The organism is Novosphingobium subterraneum, assembly GCF_000807925.1.
Lineage (GTDB): Bacteria > Pseudomonadota > Alphaproteobacteria > Sphingomonadales > Sphingomonadaceae > Novosphingobium > Novosphingobium subterraneum.
The window spans coordinates 109,233-134,664 of sequence record NZ_JRVC01000014.1; the positions used below are offsets into that span (position 1 = coordinate 109,233).

Annotated in this window: 23 protein-coding genes and 3 pseudogenes; 12 read left to right on the plus strand and 14 right to left on the minus strand. The window is 63.5% G+C overall.

Features of this window, described 5'->3' with window-relative positions; genetic code table 11:
- Window positions 1-44: 44 nt before the first annotated feature.
- Window positions 45-1,148, plus strand: a complete 1,104-nt coding sequence (locus NJ75_RS14485; protein WP_039335670.1) for an NAD(P)-dependent alcohol dehydrogenase — start codon at window positions 45-47, stop codon at window positions 1,146-1,148.
- A gap of 54 nt (window positions 1,149-1,202) precedes the next feature.
- Window positions 1,203-2,036 carry a kinase gene (locus tag NJ75_RS14490; protein ID WP_052242519.1) on the plus strand — a complete coding sequence of 278 codons (834 nt, stop codon included), beginning with the start codon at window positions 1,203-1,205 and terminating at the stop codon, window positions 2,034-2,036.
- A gap of 44 nt (window positions 2,037-2,080) precedes the next feature.
- Here NJ75_RS14490 and NJ75_RS14495 read toward each other — a convergent pair whose 3' ends face one another.
- Together NJ75_RS14495 and NJ75_RS14500 are read right to left on the minus strand one after the other, a co-directional pair.
- Window positions 2,081-2,827, minus strand: coding sequence for a maleate cis-trans isomerase family protein (locus tag NJ75_RS14495; protein WP_039335672.1), 747 nt, complete (start codon window positions 2,825-2,827; stop codon window positions 2,081-2,083).
- Window positions 2,828-2,885: 58 nt separating this feature from the next.
- Entirely contained in the window at window positions 2,886-4,094 is a 1,209-nt protein-coding gene (locus tag NJ75_RS14500) for an FAD-dependent oxidoreductase (RefSeq protein WP_039335674.1), read from the minus strand.
- Between the two features lie 207 nt (window positions 4,095-4,301).
- Here NJ75_RS14500 and NJ75_RS14505 point away from each other — a divergent pair, with 207 nt between their 5' ends.
- Window positions 4,302-5,531, plus strand: coding sequence for a serine hydrolase domain-containing protein (locus tag NJ75_RS14505; RefSeq protein ID WP_169745726.1), 1,230 nt, complete (start codon window positions 4,302-4,304; stop codon window positions 5,529-5,531).
- On the opposite strand, the gene NJ75_RS14510 is transcribed toward NJ75_RS14505, so the two are convergent.
- The 3 genes from NJ75_RS14510 to NJ75_RS14520 form a co-directional block, all read right to left on the minus strand.
- Window positions 5,506-6,588, minus strand: a complete 1,083-nt coding sequence (locus NJ75_RS14510; protein WP_082013400.1) for a LacI family DNA-binding transcriptional regulator — start codon at window positions 6,586-6,588, stop codon at window positions 5,506-5,508. The genes NJ75_RS14505 and NJ75_RS14510 overlap by 26 nt on opposite strands.
- A gap of 81 nt (window positions 6,589-6,669) precedes the next feature.
- Window positions 6,670-8,286: a glycoside hydrolase family 43 protein gene (locus tag NJ75_RS14515; RefSeq protein WP_039335678.1), complete on the minus strand. Its 1,617-nt coding sequence runs from the start codon at window positions 8,284-8,286 to the stop codon at window positions 6,670-6,672.
- Window positions 8,283-9,515, minus strand: a complete 1,233-nt coding sequence (locus tag NJ75_RS14520) for an MFS transporter (RefSeq protein WP_082013401.1) — start codon at window positions 9,513-9,515, stop codon at window positions 8,283-8,285. The genes NJ75_RS14515 and NJ75_RS14520 overlap by 4 nt, the downstream gene beginning before the upstream one ends.
- Before the next feature lie 377 nt (window positions 9,516-9,892).
- Here NJ75_RS14520 and NJ75_RS14525 point away from each other — a divergent pair, with 377 nt between their 5' ends.
- Window positions 9,893-12,841 carry a TonB-dependent receptor domain-containing protein gene (locus NJ75_RS14525; RefSeq protein ID WP_039335813.1) on the plus strand — a complete coding sequence of 983 codons (2,949 nt, stop codon included), beginning with the start codon at window positions 9,893-9,895 and terminating at the stop codon, window positions 12,839-12,841.
- 105 nt (window positions 12,842-12,946) lie between these two features.
- Here NJ75_RS14525 and NJ75_RS14530 read toward each other — a convergent pair whose 3' ends face one another.
- Together NJ75_RS14530 and NJ75_RS14535 are read right to left on the minus strand one after the other, a co-directional pair.
- The gene (locus NJ75_RS14530; protein ID WP_039335680.1) at window positions 12,947-14,326 is read right to left on the minus strand and encodes an MFS transporter; all 1,380 of its coding nucleotides are present in this window, start codon (window positions 14,324-14,326) and stop codon (window positions 12,947-12,949) included.
- 37 nt (window positions 14,327-14,363) lie between these two features.
- Window positions 14,364-15,283, minus strand: a pseudogene (locus tag NJ75_RS14535) (aldehyde dehydrogenase family protein).
- A 195-nt stretch (window positions 15,284-15,478) separates the two neighbouring features.
- On the opposite strand from NJ75_RS14535, the pseudogene NJ75_RS25125 reads away from it, so the two are divergent.
- From NJ75_RS25125 to NJ75_RS14550, 5 genes and pseudogenes are all read left to right on the plus strand, one after another.
- Window positions 15,479-16,030 (plus strand): annotated as a pseudogene (locus NJ75_RS25125) (alpha/beta fold hydrolase); the annotation flags it as partial.
- A 73-nt stretch (window positions 16,031-16,103) separates the two neighbouring features.
- A pseudogene (locus NJ75_RS24395) lies at window positions 16,104-16,217 on the plus strand (aconitase family protein); the annotation flags it as partial.
- A 44-nt stretch (window positions 16,218-16,261) separates the two neighbouring features.
- Window positions 16,262-16,609 (plus strand): 3-isopropylmalate dehydratase small subunit, encoded by a 348-nt coding sequence (locus tag NJ75_RS25130; protein ID WP_236727157.1) that lies wholly within the window; start codon window positions 16,262-16,264, stop codon window positions 16,607-16,609.
- Entirely contained in the window at window positions 16,609-16,845 is a 237-nt protein-coding gene (locus NJ75_RS25135; RefSeq protein WP_236727154.1) for a 3-isopropylmalate dehydratase small subunit, read from the plus strand. The genes NJ75_RS25130 and NJ75_RS25135 overlap by 1 nt, the downstream gene beginning before the upstream one ends.
- Complete coding sequence (locus tag NJ75_RS14550; protein WP_039335681.1) at window positions 16,842-17,483, plus strand: isochorismatase family protein; 642 nt, start codon at window positions 16,842-16,844, stop codon at window positions 17,481-17,483. Before NJ75_RS25135 ends, NJ75_RS14550 begins: the two co-directional genes overlap by 4 nt.
- On the opposite strand, the gene NJ75_RS14555 is transcribed toward NJ75_RS14550, so the two are convergent.
- Entirely contained in the window at window positions 17,475-18,095 is a 621-nt protein-coding gene (locus NJ75_RS14555) for a hypothetical protein (protein WP_039335682.1), read from the minus strand. The genes NJ75_RS14550 and NJ75_RS14555 overlap by 9 nt on opposite strands.
- A 22-nt stretch (window positions 18,096-18,117) precedes the next feature.
- Window positions 18,118-18,429 carry a hypothetical protein gene (locus NJ75_RS14560; protein WP_039335683.1) on the minus strand — a complete coding sequence of 104 codons (312 nt, stop codon included), beginning with the start codon at window positions 18,427-18,429 and terminating at the stop codon, window positions 18,118-18,120.
- A 287-nt stretch (window positions 18,430-18,716) separates the two neighbouring features.
- Here NJ75_RS14560 and NJ75_RS14565 point away from each other — a divergent pair, with 287 nt between their 5' ends.
- The 3 genes from NJ75_RS14565 to NJ75_RS14575 are packed head-to-tail and all read left to right on the plus strand — an operon-like array spanning window position 18,717 to window position 21,441.
- Complete coding sequence (locus NJ75_RS14565) at window positions 18,717-20,894, plus strand: TonB-dependent receptor (RefSeq protein WP_039335684.1); 2,178 nt, start codon at window positions 18,717-18,719, stop codon at window positions 20,892-20,894.
- Window positions 20,891-21,070: a hypothetical protein gene (locus NJ75_RS14570; RefSeq protein WP_039335686.1), complete on the plus strand. Its 180-nt coding sequence runs from the start codon at window positions 20,891-20,893 to the stop codon at window positions 21,068-21,070. Before NJ75_RS14565 ends, NJ75_RS14570 begins: the two co-directional genes overlap by 4 nt.
- The gene (locus NJ75_RS14575; RefSeq protein WP_039335688.1) at window positions 21,067-21,441 is read left to right on the plus strand and encodes a hypothetical protein; all 375 of its coding nucleotides are present in this window, start codon (window positions 21,067-21,069) and stop codon (window positions 21,439-21,441) included. The genes NJ75_RS14570 and NJ75_RS14575 overlap by 4 nt, the downstream gene beginning before the upstream one ends.
- 86 nt (window positions 21,442-21,527) lie before the next feature.
- On the opposite strand, the gene NJ75_RS14580 is transcribed toward NJ75_RS14575, so the two are convergent.
- From NJ75_RS14580 to NJ75_RS14600, 5 genes are read right to left on the minus strand one after another with little or no spacing between them, the layout of a single operon-like run.
- Window positions 21,528-22,034 carry a DUF3237 domain-containing protein gene (locus tag NJ75_RS14580; protein ID WP_052242522.1) on the minus strand — a complete coding sequence of 169 codons (507 nt, stop codon included), beginning with the start codon at window positions 22,032-22,034 and terminating at the stop codon, window positions 21,528-21,530.
- A gap of 20 nt (window positions 22,035-22,054) precedes the next feature.
- On the minus strand, window positions 22,055-22,960 hold the full coding sequence (locus tag NJ75_RS14585; RefSeq protein ID WP_039335690.1) for an alpha/beta hydrolase family protein: 906 nt from the start codon (window positions 22,958-22,960) through the stop codon (window positions 22,055-22,057).
- Window positions 22,960-23,337 (minus strand): c-type cytochrome, encoded by a 378-nt coding sequence (locus NJ75_RS14590; protein WP_211257946.1) that lies wholly within the window; start codon window positions 23,335-23,337, stop codon window positions 22,960-22,962. The genes NJ75_RS14585 and NJ75_RS14590 overlap by 1 nt, the downstream gene beginning before the upstream one ends.
- A gap of 31 nt (window positions 23,338-23,368) precedes the next feature.
- Window positions 23,369-24,397, minus strand: a complete 1,029-nt coding sequence (locus NJ75_RS14595) for a DUF3089 domain-containing protein (RefSeq protein WP_039335694.1) — start codon at window positions 24,395-24,397, stop codon at window positions 23,369-23,371.
- The gene (locus NJ75_RS14600; RefSeq protein ID WP_039335817.1) at window positions 24,394-25,341 is read right to left on the minus strand and encodes an alpha/beta hydrolase; all 948 of its coding nucleotides are present in this window, start codon (window positions 25,339-25,341) and stop codon (window positions 24,394-24,396) included. Before NJ75_RS14600 ends, NJ75_RS14595 begins: the two co-directional genes overlap by 4 nt.
- Window positions 25,342-25,432: the final 91 nt, after the last annotated feature.

The following is a 25,432-nucleotide window of genomic DNA, read 5'->3' on the forward strand; positions in this document are numbered from 1 at the left end:
GGGGCTTCGCCTCCATCGCTTTTGCCATTCACAGGAAATCCGACATGACCACCGCCAAGGCCGCAGTCCTGCGCACTGCGGGCGCAGCGCCAAGTATCGAGACTGTCACCATTGACGCTCCGCGCGCCGACGAAGTGCTCGTCGAAATGCGCGGCGTCGGCATCTGTCATACGGATATGGTGATGCGCGACGGGCACCTGCCAGTGCCGCTTCCCGTGGTGCTGGGTCACGAGGGTTCGGGCGTCGTCCGGGCGGTGGGCAGCGACGTGTCCGATCTCGTGGTGGGCGATCATGTCGTGCTGAGCTTCATGTCCTGCAGCGATTGCCCCAGTTGCGACGAAAGTGCGCCCGCCTATTGCCATGCATGGGTACCGCTGAATTTCTTCGGTGCGCGCGCCGATGGCTCGACCGCGCTGACCGACGCAGGTGGCGCACCGGTGCATAGCCATGTCTTCGGCCAATCTTCATTCGCGACGCATGCCGTGGTCAACCGGCGCAATGCGGTGAAGGTGGCCAAGGACTTGCCGATCGAGCTTCTCGGCCCCTTGGGCTGCGGCATCCAGACCGGCGCGGGCGCGGTGCTCAACGCCTGCCGCGTGCGCGCGGGAGCGAGCGTCGCGGTCATCGGAGTGGGCGCGGTCGGCCTGTCTGCGGTCATGGCATCGGGCATCGCTGGCGCGGGAACGATTGCCGCGATAGACGTCAATCCAGCGCGGCTCGACCTTGCCATCGAACTTGGCGCGACCCACGCCTTGCGGAGTGGTGACGACTTCACGGCGCTGGCGGCGGAAGCGGGCTGTCCGGCCGGGTTCGACTATATCATCGATACCACGGGCATTGCCTCGCTGGTAAATGCCGGGATCCTTGCCCTCGCGCCGCGGGGCGAAATCGCGCTGGTCGGCGCCTATGCCCCCGGCACCGAAGTGCGGGCCGACACCACCCACATCATGAGCGCGGGCCGCGTGATCCGCGGCGTCGTCGAAGGCAGCGCCAATCCGCAAGGCTTCATCCCTGAACTCATCGAATACCACCGCGCAGGTCGTTTCCCGTTCGACCGCCTCGTCGAATGGTTCAGGTTCGACGAAATATCCGAGGCGTTTGCGGCCGCAGAATCGGGACGTGTGGTAAAGCCGATCCTGCGGTTCTAGGTTGCGGCGCTGTTCGGCGCGCCTGATAATCGGTGTCCATCTTGGGGACACCGCATGACAAGCACCGTCGAGATTCTGGCCGAAGCGATCCTTGATCAGCTTTCGCAAGACCGCAAAGGTCCCTTCGCGGTCGGCATCTGCGGAGCGCAAGGTTGCGGCAAAACGTGGACCACTCGCCTGCTGGCCGAGCGCATGGAGCAAGACGGCCTACAAACGGTAACGCTGTCGCTCGATGATCTCTATCTGCCCAAGGCCGGCCGGCAGCGACTGGCTGAGATGGTCCATCCGCTCTTTGCGGTGCGGGGCGTTCCGGGCACGCATGACGTTGCAGCAGGCATCCGCATTCTCGATGCGCTTGGCGGGACGGGATCCCTGGCCTTGCCGGCTTTTGACAAGGCGAAGGACGACCAGGTTCCGTACGAGGACTGGCGGATGGTAGACACTCCCGTCGATATCGTCCTGTTCGAAGGCTGGTGCATCGGGGCGCGGCCGCAGGAAGTCGGCCTGCTCAGCGCTCCCATCAACGCGCTGGAACGGGACGAAGACCCGGATGCGGTCTGGCGGAGCCACGTGAACGCCTGCCTCGCCGGACAGTATCAGGCGTTCTTCTCGAAGTTCGACATGCTGGTGCTGCTGCAGGCCCCCGGCTTCGAGGTCGTGGCCGAGTGGCGTCTGGAGCAGGAGGAGACCCTGCGCCGCGCTCTGGCCAGCGAAGGCCGTGACGTTTCAGGCTTGATGGACCGAAAGGCGATCGACCGTTTCGTGATGTACTACGAACGGATCACACGGCACATTCTCGATGAAATGCCGGCTCGGGCGGAACTCGTGATCGCACTGGACGCGCAGCGGCGGCCAGCCTCGGTGAAGGTCAACCGCCAAAGGCGTTGAGGGTGCGCGTCTGCGGAGGGAGAACCGCGCGCGCACCCGTAGCCTCAGATCTCCGAGAGGAGTCTTCCGAGGCCTTCGATCCGGTCGGTAATGCCGAGCGTACGCAACGCATGCCAATACGTTGCGGTGTTGATCGCGATCACCGGCTTGTCCAGCTTGAGCTCGTATTCGGCAGCAAGGCTGACCATCGAAAGGTTGGTGCCGACCTGCACGATTGCATCGACATCGCTACCGTTGAGATGGTCGATCACTTCACGCAAACGCTGCGGCGTTACCTTGGCGATGTCTGTCCACCGCTTGCACTGCAGGGGCACGTCGCGCACCACCGAAAAGCCGGATTCCTCAAGGAAACGGCGTACCTCAGCGTTGGCGACGGGGTAATAGGGCGAAACAAAGCTGACGGTCTTGACGTTGCCATAGGCATTCAGCGCCGCCGCCACCGATTCCGATCCGGTCGACGCGCCTACGCCGGCCAGTTCCTCGACCTCGGCCTTGAACTTCTTGCCGCCCTCGACCCCGCCGTAGAAAGTGATCGCGGACATGCCCAGCACCAGATATTCCGGCCGCAGGGTCATCACGGAACGCACCGCGTCCATGGTGTTTTCGGCAATCGCTGTCGTGCCGGCGATGAAATCCTCATTCGAGAGGGCGACCGGATCTTCCACGAAAATGCGCGAGAAGTGGTTGGTCACGCCGGCGGGGCGCATGCGCTCCATGTCGGGCTGGACGGTGGTGTTGGTGGAAGGGGCAATCACGCCGAGACAGGCGCGGTAACCCTGGACGTCAACCATTGGATATGTCTCCGGAAAAAGCCGCGCCGCAGTCCCACCACCGCGACGCCGCTTCGCATCAAACGATCGCAGCCGCCTGGGCGAGGCTGTCGAACATGGCTTGCCGCATCAGATAATTGCGGCGGGTTTCGTCGTTGTTCTTGATTTCCAGCATCTTGGCGCGACGCGCTTCGTGCGCTCCGTCCTGCCCGCCCTTGATGAAGGCCATGTTTTCCTTGGTCTGCATCTGGGTGAAGCTGTGTGTTACCTCGCGGCGCTGGCGATCATAGAGCGCGAGGCTGGGCTCCATCGCAGCCTTGCCCTTCAGCACCGGCTCAAGCTTTTCGAACAGGTTGAAGGCATCGTGGACACCCAAGTTCATGCCGAAGCCGCCAAGCGGATTGTTGAGGTGTGCGGCATCGCCAACCAGCATGACCCGGCCTTCGCGGAACGACTTGGCCACCCGCTGGTGCACGCGATAGAGCGTGCGGTGCTCCGTCTTTACCGAAGCGCCATCGCCGACGAGGCGATCGAAGATGCCGTTCTTGATTTTGTCAGAACGCAACTCTTCATCGCTGAGCGAGCCATCGGTCGGCACCAGCACGCGCCACAGCGATGGCACGCGCAGCAGAACCAGCCATTCCTTGGGATCGGACACGTAATTCACGTAGGCCAGGTTCGGCAGGTGATCGGCCAGCTCAAGGTCGGTCGACAGGCACAGGAAGCGTTCCGGGTAAGTGAACCCGTCGAACTCGATCCCGAGCCACTTGCGCACGATCGAATTGGCGCCGTCAGCCCCGATCAGGAATTCGGCACGCAGGCGATTGATGCCGTAGGGCGTTTCAGCCCACAGATCGACGCCGCTTTCATCCTGCTTGAAGGTCAGCAGGCGCGTGCTGAAATGCATCTTGGCGTTCGAGTATTTTTCCAGGCCGCCAGCCAGCGCGCGAGACAGATGATACTGTTCGCACTGGATGCGGAAAGGATAGCGGGTGACGTCGTCGATCTCGCTGAGATCGAAATCGATCACTTCGCCCGTGTTGCGATCGCGCCAGTGATAGACCGGCGCCTTCAGGCCCTTTTCCAGCAACATCGGCGTGATGCCGATGGTATCGAGCATTTCGAGCGTCGGCGGGTGGAACGTGGACGCACGCAGATCCTGCGCACAGTCCTCGCCCGATTCGAGCACGACCACATCAACCCCCGCCTGGGCCAGCAGCGTGGCCAGAACCGTCCCTACGGGACCAGCTCCGACAATCGCCACCTGGCACCGTTCAACCCCTGTCATATCCAGCGGACTCCAATCTAACTTCTGATACGGGGTATGGACCGGGCCGCTGCGGGAGGTTGCGAAAGCCACCAAACTATCCGCCTTGCGGTGATAAAGCAGGGCAAGCGACGGAGAGCGCGCACATTCACGCAGAAAATCGGAGAACTGCAGACGCGGCCGACGGCGCAGAACGCCGAGGATCAGGCCGCAGAATGGGGAATGGGCATGAAACCAACTCGTATTGCACTACGCATTGCGCAAACCGGTCTCTTTCTTGCCATTATCGGCACAAATGCGGTGGCACAGCCCAACTGGTCCGACTCGCGCGCAGTCTTTGACGAGCGCCTTGCCGTCTTCATCAAGGACCCGGGCAACTTTCCCTATGCCCCCATGGAACCTCTCGCCGGTACCAGCCGCTGGAAACCGTTGCCGAAGGCAAGCGCGAAACAGAGCGGCATTGCGCCCGAGGCTCTCGAGAAGGCGCGCGCCTATGCGCAAGCGATGAACAGCAGCGCCTTCATCGTCTGGCGCGATGGCCGGATTGAAAACGAATGGTACGGCAAGGGGGTGGATGCCCGAACGCCTCTGGTCTCCAAGTCGCTGTCGAAGCCGCTGACCGCCATTGCGGTCGGCCGGGCGATGGCATTGGGCAAGATCCGCTCCCTCGACCAGTCCATTGCCGATTTCATCCCTTCGGCAAAAGGTACGCCGAAAGCGAAGATCACCATCCGCTATCTGCTCGACATGCGATCAGGCATGCTCGACCAAGGGTTCAGCCCCGACCCTGCGCATCCCTACAATTCTGCTCTGCTCGACAACGACTTCGGCCAGCGGATCATCGAGAGCTATCCGATGCCTTATGAGCCGGGCACGCGCTATTCCTATGCCAATGCGCCGAGCGACCTTGTCGGGATGGTCATCGAAGGGGCGACCGGGCAGCGCTATGGCGACTTTCTCAGCCGCGAAGTGCTTGCTCCGCTAGGCGCGCAAGGCGGCAGGATCTGGGTCGGCAAGCCGGGCGGCCTTGCCCATTCCGGCTGCTGCACTTTTCTGCCGGCAGATACCTACCTGCGCATGGCCGTGCTTCTGCTCGACGATGGCAAGTGGCAAAACAAGCGCCTGCTACCAAAGGGTTATGTCGCTGAAATGCGCAAAGGCACGGCCCAGAATCCCAACTTCGGCCTCGGCATCTGGATCGGGGATCCCTATCGCCTGCGTCGCGGCTTCGGTGCTCCGGGCACGTTGGGGCCGCAAGTGCTTCATTCCGAACCCTATCTTGATCCTGAGCTGTACCTGTTCGATGGCAACTCGAACCAGATCGTGGCGATCAGCCCGAAGTATCGACTGATCACCCTGCGAGTGGGGCCGACGCCTCCTGCACCCAAAGACGGCAGCGCGGAATGGGACAACTCGTTTCTGCCCAACACGCTCATCCGCGGGCTGACCCGCCGCTAGGCGGCGCGCTGGACTGGCGCACAACGATCTCGTGATCGAGAATGACGTCGCGCCCCTCGGCGGCCCCGTCCGCGCCCGACGCAATCTTCCGCACCAGCAGGCCCAGCGCCTCCTTGGCGAGGCGATGGACGGGCTGATGCACGGTGGTGAGCGGCGGCCACAGCATGACAGCGGCGGTGGTATCGTCGAAGCCAACGACGGTGAGTTCATCCGGCACGTGCAATTGGCGGCGGTGCGCCACCGAAACGACAGCGGCGGCCATCTCGTCGTTGCTGGCGAAGATGGCGGTGGGTGGGTTGTCGCTGCCTAGCAACTGTTCGCCGGCCACAAGACCGGATTCGTAGCGGTAGTCGCCTGCGACCACCATCGTCTCCACGCCCTCGACCTCGCGCACCGCGTCGTGAAATCCGGCCATGCGCTCGGCGCTGGCTGACTGGTCGGGGTTGCCAAGGACGAAGCCGATGCGGCGATGGCCAAGGCCGATCAGCAGGCGGGTGATTTCACAGGCGGCCTTGCGGTCGTCAATGCGAACGCGGATCACGCCGGTCGTGCCATAGGCACCCACCGCGGCGATAGGCAGTCCTGCCTCACCAAGGATGCGCAAGACGCGGGGCGATTCCCCCAGCGGAGGGGTAACCAGCACACCAAGCACGCCAGACCGGACCAGTTCGCGCAGCGATTCCTCGGATGGCGGTTGGCCGCCCTCGCCTTTGACCAGGATAAGCCGCGCCCCCCGCGCCGATGCCTCTTCATAAACCCCTGTCAGGAAATCGCTCATGAAAGTGGCACTGGGGTTGGAATAGACTACGCCGATGCGCAGTTCTGTCGACCTGACGAGGCTGCGGGCGGCAACATTTGGAACATAGGCGAGTTCAGCGATCGCTCTCTCCACCGCCTCGCGCGTTTCGGCCTTTACCCTGCCCTGCCCGTTGATGACGCGCGACACGGTCATCGCCGAGACACCGGCGCGTGCGGCCACATCGATCACGGTGGCGCCGCGCTGCTGGCGTTCGCTATCGCCACTCTGGTCCTGGCCCCGGCCCCTGCCCTGCTTCATATTAAATCAGACATATCCTTGTTCGAACGTGGTTGTACGTTAACACAGATTGGCAATAACGATACCTGGCAAATGCCTTGGTCAGGAAAGGTCGTTCCCGCGGTATCGCAGGAAGTGGAAGTCGGCATGGGCGCCGTCACCCGACAAATCCTGCGCAGCAACGCCGACAAACGTTCCGGTGAAGTTGGGCAGGCCTGGCAGCGATACTTCGTCCGACAGTACACTGGCATCGAGAACATGCGGCCACTCGATCCACTCATCATCACCGCAACGCCAGCTGAAGCGAAGATCAGGCCCCGAAACCTCGACGCGCAGCTCGACCGGGCCATCGGGCAGCTCTTCGGCGACGACGTGCGCAGCCGTCTCCTCGTTCGGCACCGCGGAAAGCACCTGCAATTGGCGGCGCTCCCCTTCGACGGTAACGTTGAGGTAGTGAAACTTGGTGCTGTTGTAATAGCAGACGAGCCCCGCGGACTGCTGGAAATCCTGTGGATCGAACTCGAGCAACGTGCTGGCTTCGTACGCAAAATGCTCCTGCCGGCGCGCGACGAGCGCCTGCTCGAAGAAGCTGCCTATCGTCTCTCGACCATAGAGCCGCAACCAGCCCGGCCGCGCCGAAAGGCTGAACAGGCGCTCGGGCCAGGGAGTACGGAGCCATTGCAAAGGAAGCGGCAGGCACCCTGCCTCAAAGCTGCCATCCCAGTCTGGATCGGCGATCTCGGGGGCGGCCTGCAACGGCGGGAGCGGCGGTGCCGGGTCGGGCGCGCCGTCGCCCGCGACGGTCCGCAGCCAGCCATCGTTGCCCCAAACCATCGGCTGGACCGCGGTTTCACGCCCGAGAACGCAGCGTTCGTGACCGGTCAAGGGTCGACCGCAGAGATAGGCGATCCAGGTGCTGCCATCTGGCAGATTGACAAGATCGCCATGACCGGCACGCGTCAGATTACCCTCCCGGCGCCCGGCCGAGGTCAGCACGGCACCATCGGGATGGACTTCGTAAGGCCCGAACAGATCGCGCGACCGGGCCATGACCACAGCATGGTCCCAGCCCGTACCGCCCTCAGCCACGAGGATGTAATACCAGCCATTGCTCTTGTAGATGTGCGGGGCCTCTGTAAAGCCGCGCTCGGTTCCCCCAAAGACAAGACGGCGCTTGCCAACAAGGCGCATCGTCTGGCGATCGAGCTCCTGCACCATGATGCCGCCGAACCGGCTGCGGCCGGGGCGATGGTCCCACAGCAGGTTCACCAGCCACGTCCGCCCGTCGTCATCGTGAAACAGTGAGGGATCAAACCCGCTGCTGTTGAGGTGAACCGGATCGGACCACTCGCCATCGATCTCTTTCGCGGTGACGAGATAGTTGTGAAAGTCTCGCAGGGACGCGCCGGTGGCACCGCTGACGGTGGTCTGTCCATAGCGCTTCACATCGGTGAACATCAGCCAGAACCGGCCATGCGCATGAGTGAGGTCGGGCGCCCAAACGCCGCAGGAATCGGGATCGCCGCGCATGTCGAGCTGGCTGGGCCGGTGCAACGGGCGTGCCGCGGTTCTCCAATGAACAAGATCGCGGCTGTGGTGGATCTGCACCCCCGGATACCATTCGAAGGTCGACGTCGCGATGTAGAAGTCGTCGCCTACCCTGGCGATCGAAGGATCGGGGTTGAAGCCACGGAGAACAGGATTGGCGAAATGGGTCATGCGGGCTTTCGCACCAGGGTCCAGAGGAGGGCCGCGCCGAAAAGGTCGAGCAAGCCCAGAACGATGAAAAAGGGTTCATAGCCGACGCGGTCGACCAGCCCGCCAAGCAGGAGCGAGAAGATCAGGACGCCGAGATTGGCGGCAAGGCCCGCCAGGCTGGCGGCGGTGGCCACTTCGTTGCGGCGGAACAGGTCGGACGCCATGGTGATGACAGTGACCGACAGCGTCTGGTGGGCAAATCCGCCAAGGCAGAGCAGCGCAATGGCAACGTAAGGGCTGCTGACCATGCCGACGAAGGCCATGCCGGTCATCATCACTGCGCCCAGCGTAAAAGCGAAACGCCGCGCATCGACAAGGTCGACGCCGCGCCGGTTGAGCGCTGACGCCACCGCCGGGCCGAACAGGCAGCCAAGGTCGGCGGCAAGGAATGGCAGCCAGGCAAAGATGGCGATCTGCGTCAGGTCGAAACGGTGAACCCGCGCAAGGTAAAGCGGCATCCAGAATGACAGCATGCCCCAGACAGGATCAGCCAGCAGCCGCGGCAGGGCGATGCCCCAGAGGTTGCGGCGGCGCAGGATCTGCGCGATCGAGGGGCGTCGCTCGGTGGCGGCGAGATGTGCTTCCTGCCCGCTGGCGATCAGTTCCCGCTCATTCTCTGCGATGTGACGGTGCCGGTCGGGACTCTGATACCAGAACAGCCAGAGCATGACCCACAGCAGCCCGAAGCCGCCGGCCACCACGAAAGCCGCACGCCAGGAGTAAGCCAGCACGGCCCACGCCACCAGCGGCGGGGCGAAGACGGCGCCGAACGATGCACCGATGTTGTAGATGCCGCCGGCCGTACCCCGCTCACGCGCCGGAAACCAGGTGGCGACGAGTTTCTGCCCTGCCGGCTGCGCCGATCCTTCGGCAAGGCCCAGCAGCCCGCGCAAGGCCGCGAAGCTCAACCAGCCGGAGGCGAAGACGTGGGCCATGGTGATGAGCGACCACGCCGCTGCGCAGATCGCGAAGCCGACGCGCAGGCCGACGCTGTCGAGGAAGTATCCGGCCAACGGCTGAAGCATGATGCCAAGCTGGAAGGCACCGGTGATCCAGCCATATTGTTCGCTGGTTATGCCCTGCTCTTCCAGCACGACCGGCGCAGCGACGCCAAGGACCGAGCGCGCCAGATAGTTCAGAACCATCGCGCCGACGAAAAGCGCAATGATCGTCCACCGGATTCGGGTCATCCTCAAGCCTGGCAACCAAGTATCTCCCAAAGCACGATTTTTCGGCCGACGGCGCCGAACGATCATGTGCAGGCATTTCTGCTACTGCGGAGGCAATGCCAATTTGTCAGACTATTGACAAGAGAGGATTCGCGACCTAGAGAAAAATGCGTTAACGTTACCACTAATCGGGGAATTCCGCTTAGTAAAGCCCCGGAACATCAAGGATCGGGGAGGAAAAGCCTAACCACCGACTCGCAGCGCAGACGCTTCCAGGAGCGTCGGCGCAGTGACCGGCAGTTACCGGCGGAAACCCTCCCGATCATACTTGTCAGTGAAAAACGCCGCACGATCCGATGCGGAGCACACGAAATTCTATGTGGAGGAGTGGGATGTTGTTGAACTTGCTGGATTGTCGTCGCCTGCTGCTGCAAGGCGCATCGCTTGGGGTCGTGGCGATTGCCGCGCTTGCACCGATCGCGGCCAGCGCCCAGGACGCGGCTGCGCCTTCTGTCGCCGCCGAAGATGCGGATCAAGCTGACGACAGGCCCAGCGCGGCAGAGATCATCGTGACCGGGTCGCGCATCAACACCAGCGGCTTCACCGCGCCGACGCCGACGACGGTGATCGGGAGCGAGCAGATCGCCGCAAACGCCCAGCCCAACATCTTCACCACTATCTCGCAGCTTCCCTCGCTGCAGGGGTCGAGCGGCACGCAGGTCAACACCTTCAGCACCTCAAGCGGCGCGCAGGGACTGAGTTCCTTCTCGCTTCGCGGAGTCGGCACGATCCGGACGCTTACCCTGCTCGACGGCCAGCGCGTCGTCGGCGCCAACGTGACGGGCGTGCCCGACATCAGCCTGTTCCCGCAGCTCCTCACGCAGCGTGTCGACGTGGTGAATGGCGGTGCCTCGGCATCCTATGGTTCGGACGCGGTTGGCGGCGTGGTCAACTTCGTCACCGACACCCGTTTCAAGGGCATCAAGGGCAATATCCAGGGCGGCATCACCAACTACGGCGATGATGAGCAGGCCGTGGCCCAGCTCGCGTTCGGCACCGCCTTTGCGGACGACCGCCTGCGCGTGATCGGCAACGTCGAATACTCGCATGAAGGTGGCGTCGGCGGCGGCGAATGGGGCATCGGCCTTGCCAACGGGCGCGACTGGTTCAAGCAGACCACGCTGATCAACCGCGGCGTGCTCAACGACGGTTCGCCGCAGTTCCTCGTGCGCGACTTCGCGCAATCGACCACCTTCACCAAGTACGGCCTGATCACGGCTGGTCCGCTGCAGGGCATTGCGTTCGACGCCGCGGGCAATCCGTTCCAGTTCCAGTACGGTTCTAATGGCGTTCCTGCCAAGGATGCGGCTGGAAACATCAGCGGCTGCTTCCCCGGCTTCTGCCTTGGAGGTGACCTGACCGGCAACGTCGATGCGGGCCGCTCGCTCAAGTCTCGGATAGATCGCTACAACGGCTATGGTCGCATCGGTTTCGAGTTCACGCCGGGCAGCGAAGTCTACGCCACGTTCAACTATGGCCGGGTGAAAACGCAGAACCAGCCGGTCAATGGCCAGAACCGCCCGGGCCTGACGATCCAGTGCTCCAATCCGTTCCTGCCGGGTAGCATCGCCGCTGCCTGCGCCAACGCCGGAATCACCAGCTTCCGCTTCGGCACCAGCAATGCCTCGCTTGGCAACACGCAGGTCCATACCGATCGCGAGCAAGTGCGCGCGGTGATCGGCGCCAAGGGTGCAGCCGAGATCGGTGGCACCGAGTGGACTTACGACACCTACTACGAGCACGGCGTCAATCGCACGCGCATCGACGTCGACAACATCCTGCTCAGCAACCGCTTCAACAACGCGATCGACGCGGTACTCGAAAACGGCGTGATCGTATGCCGCAATCCGGTCGCGCGGGCCAATGGCTGCGTGCCGCTGAGCATCTTCGGCGACAAGGCTTCGGAAGCTGCCCGGAACTACATAATGCCCGAAGCCGGGCCCTACCAGCGCACGCGCCAGACGCAGGACGTGGCCAGCATCAACTTTTCGGGCTCGCCGGTCGAACTGTGGGCCGGCCCGCTTTCCGTTGCCTTCGGCGGTGAATGGCGGCGCGAGCATTACCGCGTGACCGCCGACCCTTACGGCGCGGGCTTTGCCAACACGCCGGCGGGGGGCGACTACCCGGCCGACCCGCTGCTCATCCAGGGCGGCAACAACTGGTATGCAGGCAATTACAAGAACGGCAACGGCACCTACACAGTCAAGGAAGCCTATCTCGAAGTCGACGTGCCGATCCTCAATTCGGACAGCACCGGCAAGCTCAACATCAACGCCGCTGGCCGCGTGACCGATTACAGCACCTCGGGCACGGTCTGGGCGTGGAAGGTCGGCGGCACCTGGGACCTGCCCGTCGACGGGCTGCGCGTTCGTGGTGTGATGTCGCGCGATGTGCGCGCGCCGAACCTTTCGGAACTGTTCGCGGCGCCCGTCACCACGACGCTGCCCAATTTCTTCGATCCGTTCACCAATTCGAACGTGCTGGCGATCCAGAATACCATCGGCAACACCGCGCTGACGCCGGAGTTTGCCCGCAACAACACCGCAGGCATCGCGCTCGCCAATCCTTCCTGGCTGCCCGGCCTCAACGTCTCGTTCGATTGGTACCAGATCAAGATAAAGGACGTGATCTCGAGCCTCGGCGCCAACGATATCGTCCAGCTCTGCTTCCAGAAGGTGCTGCTCTCCACCTGCAGCGCGTTCAACCTGAGCAACACGAACGGTCCCAACTTCATCAACGTGCAGGCGTTCAACCTCGCCTCGATCAACACCAGCGGGTTTGACATCGAAGCTTCGTACCGCTGGCAGCAGCCGCTGGGCCTGCCCGGCAGCTTCACCTTCCGCGGCCTTGCCACGCACGTGATCAAGTTCATCACCGACACCGGCCTTCCGGGCACGCTTCCGGTCGATACAGCAGGCAACAACAACGGTGCGACGCCGGACTGGAAGTTCCTGCTGATCCAGAGCTACGAGAATGACAAGTTCTCGCTCCTGGTGCAGGAGCGCTGGTTCAGCGACGGCGTGATCGGCCACCAGTACGTGGTATGCTCGGCTGGCACCTGCCCGACCTCGACCTCGCAACGCCCGACAATCGACAAGAACTTCCTGCCAGGGGCCTTCTACCTCGACATCGGCGGCAGCGTGAACATCACCAAGGAAATCGTCGCCTACGCGAAGGTCGACAACGTGTTCGACACGGCCCCGGCGCGGACCAACATCTTCTCCAACCCCGCGCTCTATGACGGGCTCGGCCGGATCTATCGCGCGGGCGTCCGCTTCCGCTTCTGATCGAACTTCCCTCGCGCGGTGGACCTACTCACCACACGCCGCCGCGCAGACCGGGCCATGCCGTTCCACACCCTCCCGGAAAGACATGGCCCGGCCCCCTTTCTGTCAGGCGTCAGGCAAGCGATAACGGCTGAAGATCAACAGGGCGATCACCTGCAGGCTGGCAGGGATTACACTGTAAAGCAGGATGATGCCGGTAAGCGCGCTTTCGCTCTGCGCGGCGGCGCCACCAGTGGATGAAACGAAACCGAACGCGCTCATCACGATCCCGGCGATGACCGGGCCAAGGGCAAACGCCAGCTTCTCCATGGCGGAGAACAGCCCGGCGAAGACACCCTCGTTGGCCACGCCCTGCATCCGGCGCTGGTAATCGACCGTATCGGTCATCATCGACAGAGCAAGCAGGATGAACCCGCCGTTGAACGCCCCGATGATCATGGCACGCAGCAGGATCAGCAGGTGCTGGGTATTGACCGGCTGCCCGCCCGGCAGCGTGGCAACATCGAGCCCACCCTTGCCGACCCAAAGCCAGGTGATCGTCACCGCTGCCCAGATGGCCGCGGCAAGAACATAGGCGCGCGGTTTGCCAATGCGCCTTGGCAGCCACAACCACAGCGGCTGCGAAGCAAGGCTGGTGGCAGACATGCACAGGATGAAGATCGGAATCAGCCAGATCGCCTGAACCACATAGAGAAACACGAACCCGATGACGGTGTAGCTCGCCGCCTGACCGGTGTTCGAAACGAAAGTCGTGGCAAGGAGAACGAGATAGGGCTTGTTGGCGGCAACAGTGCGCAGCTGGTCAAGCAGTGAACCGGGCACTGCGCCAGCATTGATCAGCGGCACGCGTCGCAAGCCGCTCGCCGTGGTGAGCATGGATACGAGACACAAACCGCCGAAGATCCAGCTCATCGCGTGCCAACCGGCGGCCCCGCCGCCGAAATGCTCGATCACCGGCTGGGCAAGGCCCACACCGACGAGCACGCCGATCGTTGCGAAGAACATGCGCAGCACCATGATGCGGTTGCGCTGGTGCGGATCGCTGGACAGCTCTGCAGCAATGGCGAGGTACGGCACCGAGTAGACACTGAACGCCGTCGATGCGAGGAAGAACAGGGCGCAGATTGCCGCGGCGGCGATGTAAGGACTGGGGTATTCGGTAAAGGCGAATAGCGCGATGAAGCCCAGCGTCGTGCCGACCGCTCCGGCGATCAGAAAGGGCGTGCGGCCAATTGCCGTCTTCATCCGGTCCGACCAGGCCCCGACCAACGGATCGCATACAATCAGCCAGAGCTTGGGCAGCAGCACGACGAGGCCCGCAAGCCAAGCCGGCACACCGAGCATCGTCGTCATGAACTGGGGCAGCAGAACCGCAGGCGTATCGCGGAACACCTGCGCGCCCAACTGGCCCACGCCATAGCGCAGGACGACGCCTGTAGGCACCTCGTCGGGCAGGGTGGATTTTGCGGCGAGGCTGGCGTTCATGGCTGGGATCCGGGTGTTCTGGGGAGAGGGTGAGGCGTCAGACGCAGGCGCAGACCGTCTTCCATTCGAGGTAGTTGTCCATCGCCTGCCGCCCGCTGTCGCGGCCCCAGCCCGATTGCTTCACCCCGCCAATGGCGAGCGAGGCGTCGTACATGGCATGGCAATTGATCCAGACCGTGCCGGCGCGGATGTCGGCAGACATGCGGTGCGCGGTAGAGAGGCTCTCGGTCCAGACGCTGGCAGCAAGGCCATAATCGCTGGCATTGGCGGCGGCGATGACCTCTTCCTCGTCATCGAACGACTGGACGACAAGAACCGGTCCGAACACTTCTTCGCGCACGATTTCCATGTCGGGCTTCACGTCAACCACAACGGTCGGGGTGATGAACGTGCCGGCATCGCCAGTGCGCTCGCCGCCGGTCAGCATGGTCGCGCCTTCGCCCTTCGCGCGCTGGAGAAAGCCCTCGACGCGCTCGGCATGGCGGGCCGAGACAACCGGTCCCATCTGCGTGTCCTGCAGCAGGCCATGGCCGATCTTCAGCCCCTTGGCATATGCCGCGACGCCCTCGACAACCTGATCGTGGACCGAGCGGTGAACGTATAGCCGCGAACCGGCGATGCACACCTGCCCACCGTTGAAGAAGATCGCATTGGCCACGCCCGGCACGGTGATGGCCATGTCGGCATCGGGGAAAACGATCGAAGGCGACTTGCCACCAAGCTCCAGCGTGACGCGCTTGAAGTTCGTCTTGGCCGCATCGAGCACCGCACGGCCCGTCGCGGTCGATCCGGTGAAGGCGATCTTGTCGACATGAGGATGCGCAGCCAGCGTGGCGCCGGTCTGTCCGCCAAGGCCGGTAACGACGTTGAGCACACCGGCGGGCACGCCAGCCTCGACCATCAGTTCGCCAGGCGGATTGCGGTAAGCGAGGTGTCCTCGGCGGGCTTCAGCACCACGGTGCAACCAGCTGCCAGCGCTGGAGCTGCCAGGCCCTACCTGACCATCGACCAACTCCGCCGGATCTATGCCGACAAGAACAGCCGCTTCTTAACGGTGGGTGGACTGAAGATCCACTACAAGGACGAAGGTGCGCGCAAGGGGCCGCGCTCCTGCTGGTCCATGGCTCGGAAAGCTCGCTGCGCACATGGGACGTGATCGCCAAGCGGCTCAAGGCGCGTTATCGCATCATCCGCCTCGACCTGCCGGGCTACGGCCTCTCCGATGGCCCCACCGACGAGTCTCTCAAGACTCTCGTTCCCACCGACGTTCCCATTGCCCTGCTCGATCATCTGCAGGTTCGGAAGGTGACGTTTGCCGGCGTTTCCAGCGGCGGCACGATGGGCATGTACATGGCCGCCCGCCGGCCGGACATGATCGAACGCCTGATTCTTTCGAACACGCCTTCCGATCCGGTGGATACCAGCCACCTGAAGCTAAGCCAGGGCCTGAAATCCGCGATGGACCGGGCGCAGCAAACCGGCTTTCGCGATCAGGATTTCTGGACGAACTTCCTGACCTTCTTCGCAGGCGTTCCAGCCCGCATTTCCGCGCAGACCCAGAAGGAGTATTACGACTTCTACCGGCGCGCGCCCGAAAAGAACCTCATCGGGCTGATGGCCCGCATCGGCGATGGCAAGCAGGCCACCATCGAGATGGCCAAGGTGCGCAAGCCTGTCCTGCTGCTGTGGGGAACGGCCGATCCGTTGCTGCCGGAATCTGCGCTGAACGCCATTGGACGTTACCTATCCAATGCGCAGATCTCGCGCGTTTCGATGCCGCAACTTCGAAGGACGGCAGGGGCCGGGTGGTCGAACGCACCTCGTCAGTCCGGCCATGGCTGCAGCCGCTGCCGTGACGGGCCATCTCGTCGATGTAAGGAGCCTTGCCTGATGCCCGCCCAGCCGTTCACCACAGTATCGGGCCGCGCCGCCGCCATGCGCGAGGACAATTTCGATACCGATATCATCTTCCCCGCGCGTTTCCTGCTGATCACGGCGAAGGCGGGCCTCGGGGAATACGCCTTCCATGATCGCCGCTTTGCCAGCGATGGCAGCAAGGTCGAAGGTTACGTCCTAAACGATCCGCCCTTTGCCGATGCCCCGGTGATCATTGCCGGTGCCAACTTCGGCTCGGGCTCAAGCCGCGAACAGGCGGTCTGGGCGCTCCTCGGCCTTGGTGTCCGGACCGTCATCTCTTCCAGCTTCGGCGAGATTTTCCAGTCCAACTGCATGCGCAACGGCATCGTTCCGATCGTCCTACCGAAGGACAGGTTGCCGCGCTGATGGATCTGGCAGAAGCAGGCGCAAACTTTTCCGTGGATCTTGAGAGTCAGCAGCTGAGCGCAGAAGGCCTTGCGCCCATCTCGTTCTCGATCCCGCCTGAACGCCGTCTTGCCCTTTTGAACGGGTGGGACGAAACCGATCAGATCGTGAATCAGTACAGTGGCGAGATCGAGGCGTTCGAGGTCCGTCAGCGCCAGAGCCAGCCGTGGCTCTACACCAGGGAGTTTGCCGCGTGAGCACCGAAGAAGACCTGCTGGCCAACTACAAGAAGGCCTATGACAACCGGGTTGGTTTCGGGACAAGGCCGGCATTGCTGCTGATCGATTTCTGCCAGGCCTACTTTGAAAAGGGCAATGCCCTCTATGCCGAGGTGGATGAAGCGCTGGCATCCGCGCTGCGCATCCGCTCTGTCGCGCATGCCGCCGGCATTCCGGTGATCCTGACCAATGTCGTCTACCACCCCAGCGGGTTCGACGGCGGCCGCTTCTTCGAAAAGGCCATGCCCTTGCGCAATTTCACGCAAGGCAATCCCATGGCGGCCTGGGGCCCGGGCCTTGAACCGCTGGAAACGGAACTCGTCGTCTCCAAGCAGTATCCGAGCGCATTCTTCGGCACCTCCCTCGCCTCGACCCTAACGGCTGCCGGCGTTGACAGCGTGATCCTGACCGGCCTGACGACATCGGGCTGCGTCCGTGCGAGCTGCGTCGACGCGATGAGCCATGGCTTCAAGACCGCGGTTGTTGCGGAGGCGTGCGGCGATCGTCACGCAGGTCCCCATGAAGCGAACCTGTTCGACATGAACGCAAAGTATGCCGACGTGGTCAGCGAAGCGGAGGCCATCGCGTTTCTGGAAACTCTGCGACCTTCAGTCTAACCGTAGACCCTTAAGCCGGGCTCCCCAAGGCGTAACCGCAGCAACGAATTCGGCTCTGCCATAAGGCGCCCACTCGAAGCGGCCTTCGTCAACGATCTCGCATCCACCTGCGATCATCGCTTTGGCAAAGCCGTCGAGTTCGGAAACCGGAAAACGCAGGGCCGCCCACCCTCGCAAGGGAGGGCGCGCCTCGGAAAAGTCGTGCCCGCCGAGGCCGAAGCTGATGATCTCGACCGAACCTTCCATGCGGCCCTGCGCCTGGTAGATGCCGATCCGCATCGGGATCTGTTCGGCAAGGGAAAGCGGCAGACCCATGCAATTGACGCCGCCAGCGTTGCCGGCGACCCCTTCCGTTTCCTGCACCGGCACCCAGCCCAGATGGTCAACGAAAAGCGCACGGGCCTGCACAAAATCAGTGACCACCTGAGTGGAATTGAACACCCATGAGGCATTACCGCCCACGCCTTCGTATCCTTGCAGTGGCGGACTCATGCGCTGCATCAGGGCAATGCAGAGCCCGTCGGAATCGTTCTCCACGACTTCGCGGACAGCCAATGCGCCAAACTGCCAGTTGGTGATCGGCGCGAATGCGCGATGTCCGGCACGGCCCAAGGCGTGATGCAGAGTCTCGCTATCATCCAGGGCGCATATTGATGTCGAAAATGCCGCCAGCATCCCATGGCTGCGCGCCGTCGCGCATAAGGGCGCGATGCTCGCCGCCAAAGGAAAACAAGCGAATGGCACCCCGGGCCATGTCGCGATGGACGATCAGGACCTCGCGACCTTTCGCGCCCTGATCCGCACCCCATGCGGCACTCAGTGGAGCTGCAAGATCGCCAGCGTAGCTGATGTCATACCCCAGCGCGCCAGCGAGGCGCCGACTTGCTTCGTCCGCGTCGGCAACCATGCCGACGACTTCCTGAAACCCGTTATCCAGTGCAATCATGGGGCAGCGAAATCATGCACATCCGATTGCAGGGATCACGAGTGCCAAAAAGCCACTGAGCGGACAGACGTTTGCTCTCACAATCGGCCACCGAAACGCTTCTGAAGCATTCCACCACTGCATTCGCGGAGAACGCGCTTCCATCCGACAGACGGACACGCCACAGATTCGCTGCGAGGCAGCGACGCAACTTTGCCATTGTTCGATGGAGTCAGGGCATGGAGTTACAGCTCAGTCCATGATCTCGATCAATATTGGCCTGCCGGATATCGGCGTTTGAAACCCTTTTGACTACGCCGATCGCGATTGCTGCGATGCCGTCTGAGGAAATCGGCCAGCGCGGCATCATCTCGCTGACCGACCTGATCGACGCAACGCCCGGCATCAACGTCACCGGCAACAACTCGGGCCGCAATGACCGCTCGTTCCAGCAGATCTCGCTGCGCGGCTTCACGCCCTCGACCACGGACTCGACGCTGACCGCGACCTTTATCGACGGCGTGCCGGTTTCGTCTGCGTCTGCGCTGAACTCGATCACGGATCCGCCCCGTGTCGAAGTGCTCAAGGGCCCGCAGAACGCCTACTTCGGCCGCAATGCCTTTGCTGGCGCGGTCAACGTGGTCAACCAGACCCCGAAGAGCGATTTTGGCGGCAGCATGAACGCCTCGGTCTTCAGCCGCCATGGTTATGATGTGCAGGGCTCGCTCGAAGGCCCGATCGCGCGCGACATCCTGAGCTTCCGCATTTCCGGGCGCGCGCTCGAGCGTGGCGGTTCCTACCGCAATCGCGCAAACCCCAACGAGCGTCTCGGCGATCAGAGCACCCGCACCGTCACCGGCATGCTGATGTTCACGCCCTCCAGCCAGCTGACGATGAAGGTCTTTGGTCTTTACAGCGAAGACAATGACGGCCCAGCCGCACAGGGCATGCTTTCGGCCTACGAAGTCCGCTCGAACAACGGCGTCGTCAACATCCCGGCGCTGAGCGGAAACACCAACGGCACGATCATCGTCCCCGGCCTGTCCAACTGCACGCTGAACGGCGTCAACCCGTTCATCTGCGGTCAGGCCCCAGCGCTGCCGGCAGCGTTCTCGCCTGCCCGTAACACCTACATCGATGCCAGGACCGCGGCCGTGCTGGCCGATGGCCTTTTCCGCCCCGTCTCGCCCAGCGATGACGTTCAGGGCTATGGCCTCAAGCGCAAGTACCTCCATGCCCACGCCAACATCGATTACGAACTGGGCGACACGGGCATCACGCTCTCGTCGCTCACCGGCGTCAACGACGAAAAGTGGTCGCAGATGTCCGAGCTCGACAACTATGACAGCTCGTCGCTGATCAACACGGCCGCCACGCCGACCAACGGCCTGCTTCCCTATTACAACTTCCCCTTCGCGATCGAACGCCACAACAACGACTTCTCTCAGGAACTGCGCGCTTCCTTTGACAATGGCAGCATGATCTCGGGCATGATCGGCCTCAACTACATGGACACCAAGGTCAAGCGTGACCTGTTCAACGCCTATGGAGAAGCTGTTCTGGGCCTGGCTCGCGGTGCTGGCACGGCTTCTGCCCCGCAGCGGGTGGAAACCAAGGGTATCTTCGGCAGCGTCAACATCAAGCCTACCGACGCGCTGGAGATCAGCCTTGAAGGCCGTTACCAGCGCGACAAGGTGTTCGGTTTCACCGGTGGTCTGGGCGCAACGATCTCGGCGGCCGCTGCTGCTGAAAACGGTGTTCCGGCTGGCACTTATGCCCCGCTGACGCAGTTCTTCTCGAAGAACTACGACAACTTCATGCCGCGCGTGATCGTCAACTACAAGATCACGCCCGAAATCATGGCTTACGCGTCATGGTCGAAGGCCGCGAACGTCAGTATCTCGTCATTCAACGCCCGCCTGTTCTCGGGCACGGCCGGCGAAATCGCCGCGTCCCAGTCGCTTGGCCTGCGCGGCATTACCGTTCCCGAAAAGCTGACGAACTACGAAATCGGCCTCAAGGGCCGGGCCTTCGACAACAAGTTGATCTTTGCTCTTTCGGCTTACTACGGTGACTGGAAGAACCAGTACAACACGCGCAGCGTCTTCTTCGTGGACAATTCGCTGAACCCGCCGCTGAGCTCAACCGTCACCGGCATCGCAAACTCGGGCCGGACCAAGGTCAAGGGAATCGAACTCGATACGACAATCCTTCCCATGGAAGGCGTGTCGCTCACGTTCTCGGGGGCCTACAACGACACCAACATCCGTTCGTTCAATGACCCGGCGATCACTCGTGTCACGGGCGTTACGGGCGATGGCTTCAAGGGCAACAGCCTGCCGCTGACTTCAAAGTACTCTTTTGCGATCACGCCAGAATTCTCGGGCGACATTCCGGGCCGCGACAATGCTACCTGGTTCATCCGCAGCGACGTGAATTACAAGTCGCGCTGGCCGAAAAGGCCGGGTTCGATCGGGCGGACGTGAAGTTCGATACCGCACCCATGGCGGTGATGGAATTTGCCGCCGCCGCCGAAGGCTACAGCCAGGAAGCTAGCGAGGCCGTGGCCGAGCGTGAATTCACCGCGGGCGAATTTGCTCCCGGCGGCGGCTGGGAAGTGCTGATCGCCCGCAAGCCGCTCGAAAAGCAGATGGCAGCATGACCGGAACCGAAACCATGACCGAACGCCCCCAAGTCATCCGCCACGCCCGCGGCAAGCGCCCTGAGTTCTACGAAACCCCCGGCCTCGATCACGTCATGTCGATGATCATGGTGCTGGCCAACGAAGTCTCGGTCCTGCGTGACCGCATGGACAGCGCAGAGCGCGTGGCCAAGGCATCGGGCATTGATCTTGCCGCCGGCATCGAGACGCTCGAACTCGATCAGGCCGCGCTGGAAGAGCGCGAGGAGCGCCGCCAGGATTTCCTGCGCCGCCTGTTTTATCTCCAGCTGAAAGACGCCGACGAAGCCGCCCAGGCCCAGACCGCCGAGGGCTTCAACGCCACGATCGCGGAAATCGCGCTTCAGGATTGAGGGGGTTCGAACCCCATATCGTCCACCAAACCAACGTCACCCCGGGTCAAGCCCGGGGTGACGAGGAACTTTGGTTCGCGAAGCCCTCAATTCACCCGGTAGAACCGGATTCGCACCGATGGGACCTTGGCATCCCCCGGCACCAGCGCGCCGATGAAGGTCTGGCGGTTGAGCCAGTCGTACTTGCCATTCGGCGCCTCGAACACGGCGTGTGTCCGAACCGGCACGGGCTTGCCTTGCGCATCGCGGCAGGCAGTCGCGGTGTTGACGATGTTGATCACCACGCCGTCGTCGGTCTTGAGGAAATAGTCGGCCTTCAGCTGCACGCAGCGATCGGGGCGGATCAGTTGCCAGTCCCACCCGCCGGGCATGACCGCGCCACTGATCCCTGGGCCGCTGAACGTGCCGCCGGTAATCGGAATGATGTTGCGCCCACCCAGCGGCGTCGTGCCGGGAGTGACACTCTGGGCGAGAAGGACCTCTTCCTCGAACACGAATTCGAGCGAGGGCTCGGGCATCGGGGGCTTGTCAGCCGCAGATGCGGATGCTGCGCCCACAAGGGCCAGAATGGCCCCGGCAAATCCAGATTTCATGCTTTCTCCCGCCAATGCTCCTACTTGCGCAAGAGCATCACCGGCAGGCGGTCTGTCAACATTGCATCGAGCCGCTTGGCCGCAGCTTTCTCGCCCCGCCCGTAAGCGTCGACAAACAACGCCGATATCCGCGCCGCATCTGCCAGCCGATCCAGCTGCTTCGGCCCCGGCAGATCATAGCGGCAGATCGCGCCGCCGAAGTAGTGGTCCACGCCTTCGAGCACGAGGCCATAGCGATTTCCGCCCGGCGCTGCCGCCTCATAAGGCACGAGATGGCCGCGCCAGCCGTCGCCATCGGTGCTGGTGATGCCCGGCACGATGTCCTTGGTGCCAGTCTGGACCACCGCCGGGACCGCAATCTTGCCATAACCTTCGGCCGTACATAGCACCGGGATCGGCGCGGGCGGACTGTACGCCACCACCGCGCGCGCATTGGGATCGCGCATCGGGCCGCTCCAGCCTTGGGGCGGAACTGCTGCCGCGCCGCCCATGGTCAGCGCGACCAGACCGCCATAGGAATGCCCGGCCGCGATCCAGGGCCGCTTGCCGACATGGGCCGAAAGCACCCGCATGTCCTCAAGCCTGGCCTTCCAGCTGGCAAGGCCGGGATAGTCCTTGGTCCTCGGATGCTCGATCGAATCGACGTGCAGCGGGGCGAGGATGTGAAAGCCCGCCGCCAGCCACGGCCCAAAGATCGCCTCATAGAACCGGGGCGATGACGCGGCGCCATGGCTGAACAGCACCAGCGCCTTTGCCTTGCCCCGCGGCTTCCACTCGCTCACCCGGATCTCGCGCCCGCCCGGGCCGGTCAGCGTGAACTGCCGCTCTGCCGCTGGCCTTGCCGCCATCGCGCCCAGCCGGGCCGAGGCGACCAGCGCCCCCGCCCCGACCAGAAGACCGCGCCGGTTTATCGGGAATCCGGCCATCAGGGCATCGGCTTCTTGAGATAGGCGATGATCGCTGCGCGCTCGGCCGCGTTGGGCACGCCGCCAAAGGCCATCGAAGTGCCGGGGATCACCGCCGAAGGACGCGCCAGCCACTTGTCGAGCGTGGCCGGGTTCCACACGATGGCCGCGCCCTTGGCCTTCATCGCCGCCGAATAGCGGAAGCCCGGCGCCGTGCCCGCCTTGCGGCCGGCCACGCCGAACAGGTTCGGGCCGATCTTGTTCGGCGCACCCTTGGCGATCGAATGACATGCCACGCACTTGAGGAACGCGCGCTTGCCCGCGGCGGCATCCTGCGCCTGTGCAGGGGCGGCAGCCAGAGCCAGGGCGGCGGTGAGGGGGACAACAAACTTCAGCATTGCAGTCTTTTCCATTGTTTGCAGCGCGCGATCAACGCGAACCGTGCGCCTTGAGCCAAGCCTTGGCACGCAGCGCGGCATTGGCGGAAATATCGGCCCAGAACAGGCCGACGTCGTGAAAGTGCATCGAACCGCCCGGCAGCGGCTTGAGGCCCAGCGACGGCGCGGGCCAGACGGTCAGCAGTCCATCGCGGCATTCGGCGGCCACGGCTCCGGCCTGCAGCGGACCCATCGGCCCGAAGCCCGGATCACCGGCAACTGCGCCCTTCGCCTCGGCAGAAAGCGACAGCCCACGGCGCATGTCGAACGTGACGGGGTTCACGCAAAGCGGCTTGCCGCCATCCTTCCCCCCATTCTGCGCCACAAAGATATCGCGGTAGGACTTGAGCATCGGCCCGCTGTCGCTGCCCGCCAGCACTGCGTTCCACTGCACGAAGCACCCGGTCTGCGCAGGGCTTTCGCAAAACGGAATGCCCGCCAGCCGCGGGGAAAGGTCACCCTCCATCAGGTTGATGCCGATGACATAGGCCGCCACCATGCGGCCCTGCAGCTTCGTCCCCTTGATCCGCTTTTCCAGCAGCGAGGTTGTATGCGCCCCGCCCTGGCTGTGCCCGGCGATGATGAAGGGGCGGCCCTTGTTCTCGTGGGCCATGTACCAGTCAAACGCGCGCTCGACATCCGAATAGGCGAGCGCAAAGGCCTTCTCGCGATTGGCAGGATCGGCCAGCGCCTTGGTCGTTGCAGCGCGATAGCGCGGCGCGAACACCCGGCAGCACGCCGAAAACGCGCTTCCCTGCCGCTGCACCGCGCTTTCCTCGGTCCACTTGAGCACTGCGGGATCGAGCGGATCGTGGTTGTAATCCGTTGGCGAGCGCGTCGTCGTCGGGTGGATCCAGAACACGTCGACGCCGCGCAGGCCCTTCGGCGCCGCCATGCCCTGCGGCAGGCTCTCCACCGTGCTCCAGTATTGGCCTTGCGCATAATCGGGCACCGGCACATCGGCCAGCGCGGGCACTCCCATCGCGGCAAGCGCCATGCCGAGCAACGTCACCAGCCTCATTTGCGCACCATCTCGGCGTCGAGCCACCAGCCGAACTGCTCGATCCAGTGGTCGGCCGTCGTGCCGCGCGTTGCCATGCCGAAACCGTGTGCCCCCCGCTGATAGAGGTGCAGCTCTGGCCGATACCCTGCGGCAAACACCCGGTCGTAAAAGGCGCGGAATCCCTGATCCACGGCCATGTCATCCTGCGCCATGACCATGAACATCGGCGGCAGGCGGCCCGGCGCCGGGGCCGGTGGCGGCAGCAGCCACGGCTTCTTTGAAGTGCCATGCGCGGAAGGAAGGTTCGCGGGCGGAATCGGCGGCGTCGGCCCGAACGGCATGCCATAGATCAGCGCGGCGAAATCCGGGCGCTCCGCCGGGTTGGGCGCAAGCATCGTCATCCCCGCCACATGCCCGCCCGCCGAGAAGCCCATCACGCCCACGCGATGCGGATCGATCTTCCACTTCGCCGCATTGGCACGGACGATGCGCAACGCTTCCATCCCGTCCTCGACGCCGGGAATGCCGCCCACGCCCGGCGCCAGCGTTGCCTGCACTCGCTGCCGCATCGCCTCGTTGGTCTCACCCGGAGGTGACTGGATCAGGCGGTACTTCAGCACGAAAGCCGCGATCCCGTGCGCCGCCAGCCAGCGCGCCACGCGCGTGCCTTCGTGGTGGATCGCCAGCAGGCGAAAGCCCCCGCCCGGTGCGATCACCACCGCCATGCCGGTGGCCTTGGCCGGATCGGGCAGGAACGGCTGCAGCGTCGGCACGGTGACGTTCCACACCTGCTCGCCATTCTCGAGCAGGCCTTCCTGCACCGGCACCTTGGCCAAGCCGGGCCATCCCTTCATCGAAGGCACGCCAGCGGGCCACACCGGCATCGGCGCAAGTTCGCCCTCTTGCGCCAAGGCTGGCAGCGAAAGCAGCAGGGCAAGGCCGGCAAGGACGATCCGCAGCATCCACGCTTCTCCGGAAGGTTCGAAAGCGGGGACAGTGGCAATGCGCGCGCCTGCGCAGCAGGCCTGCGTCGCCACTATCCGCCCATCGGTC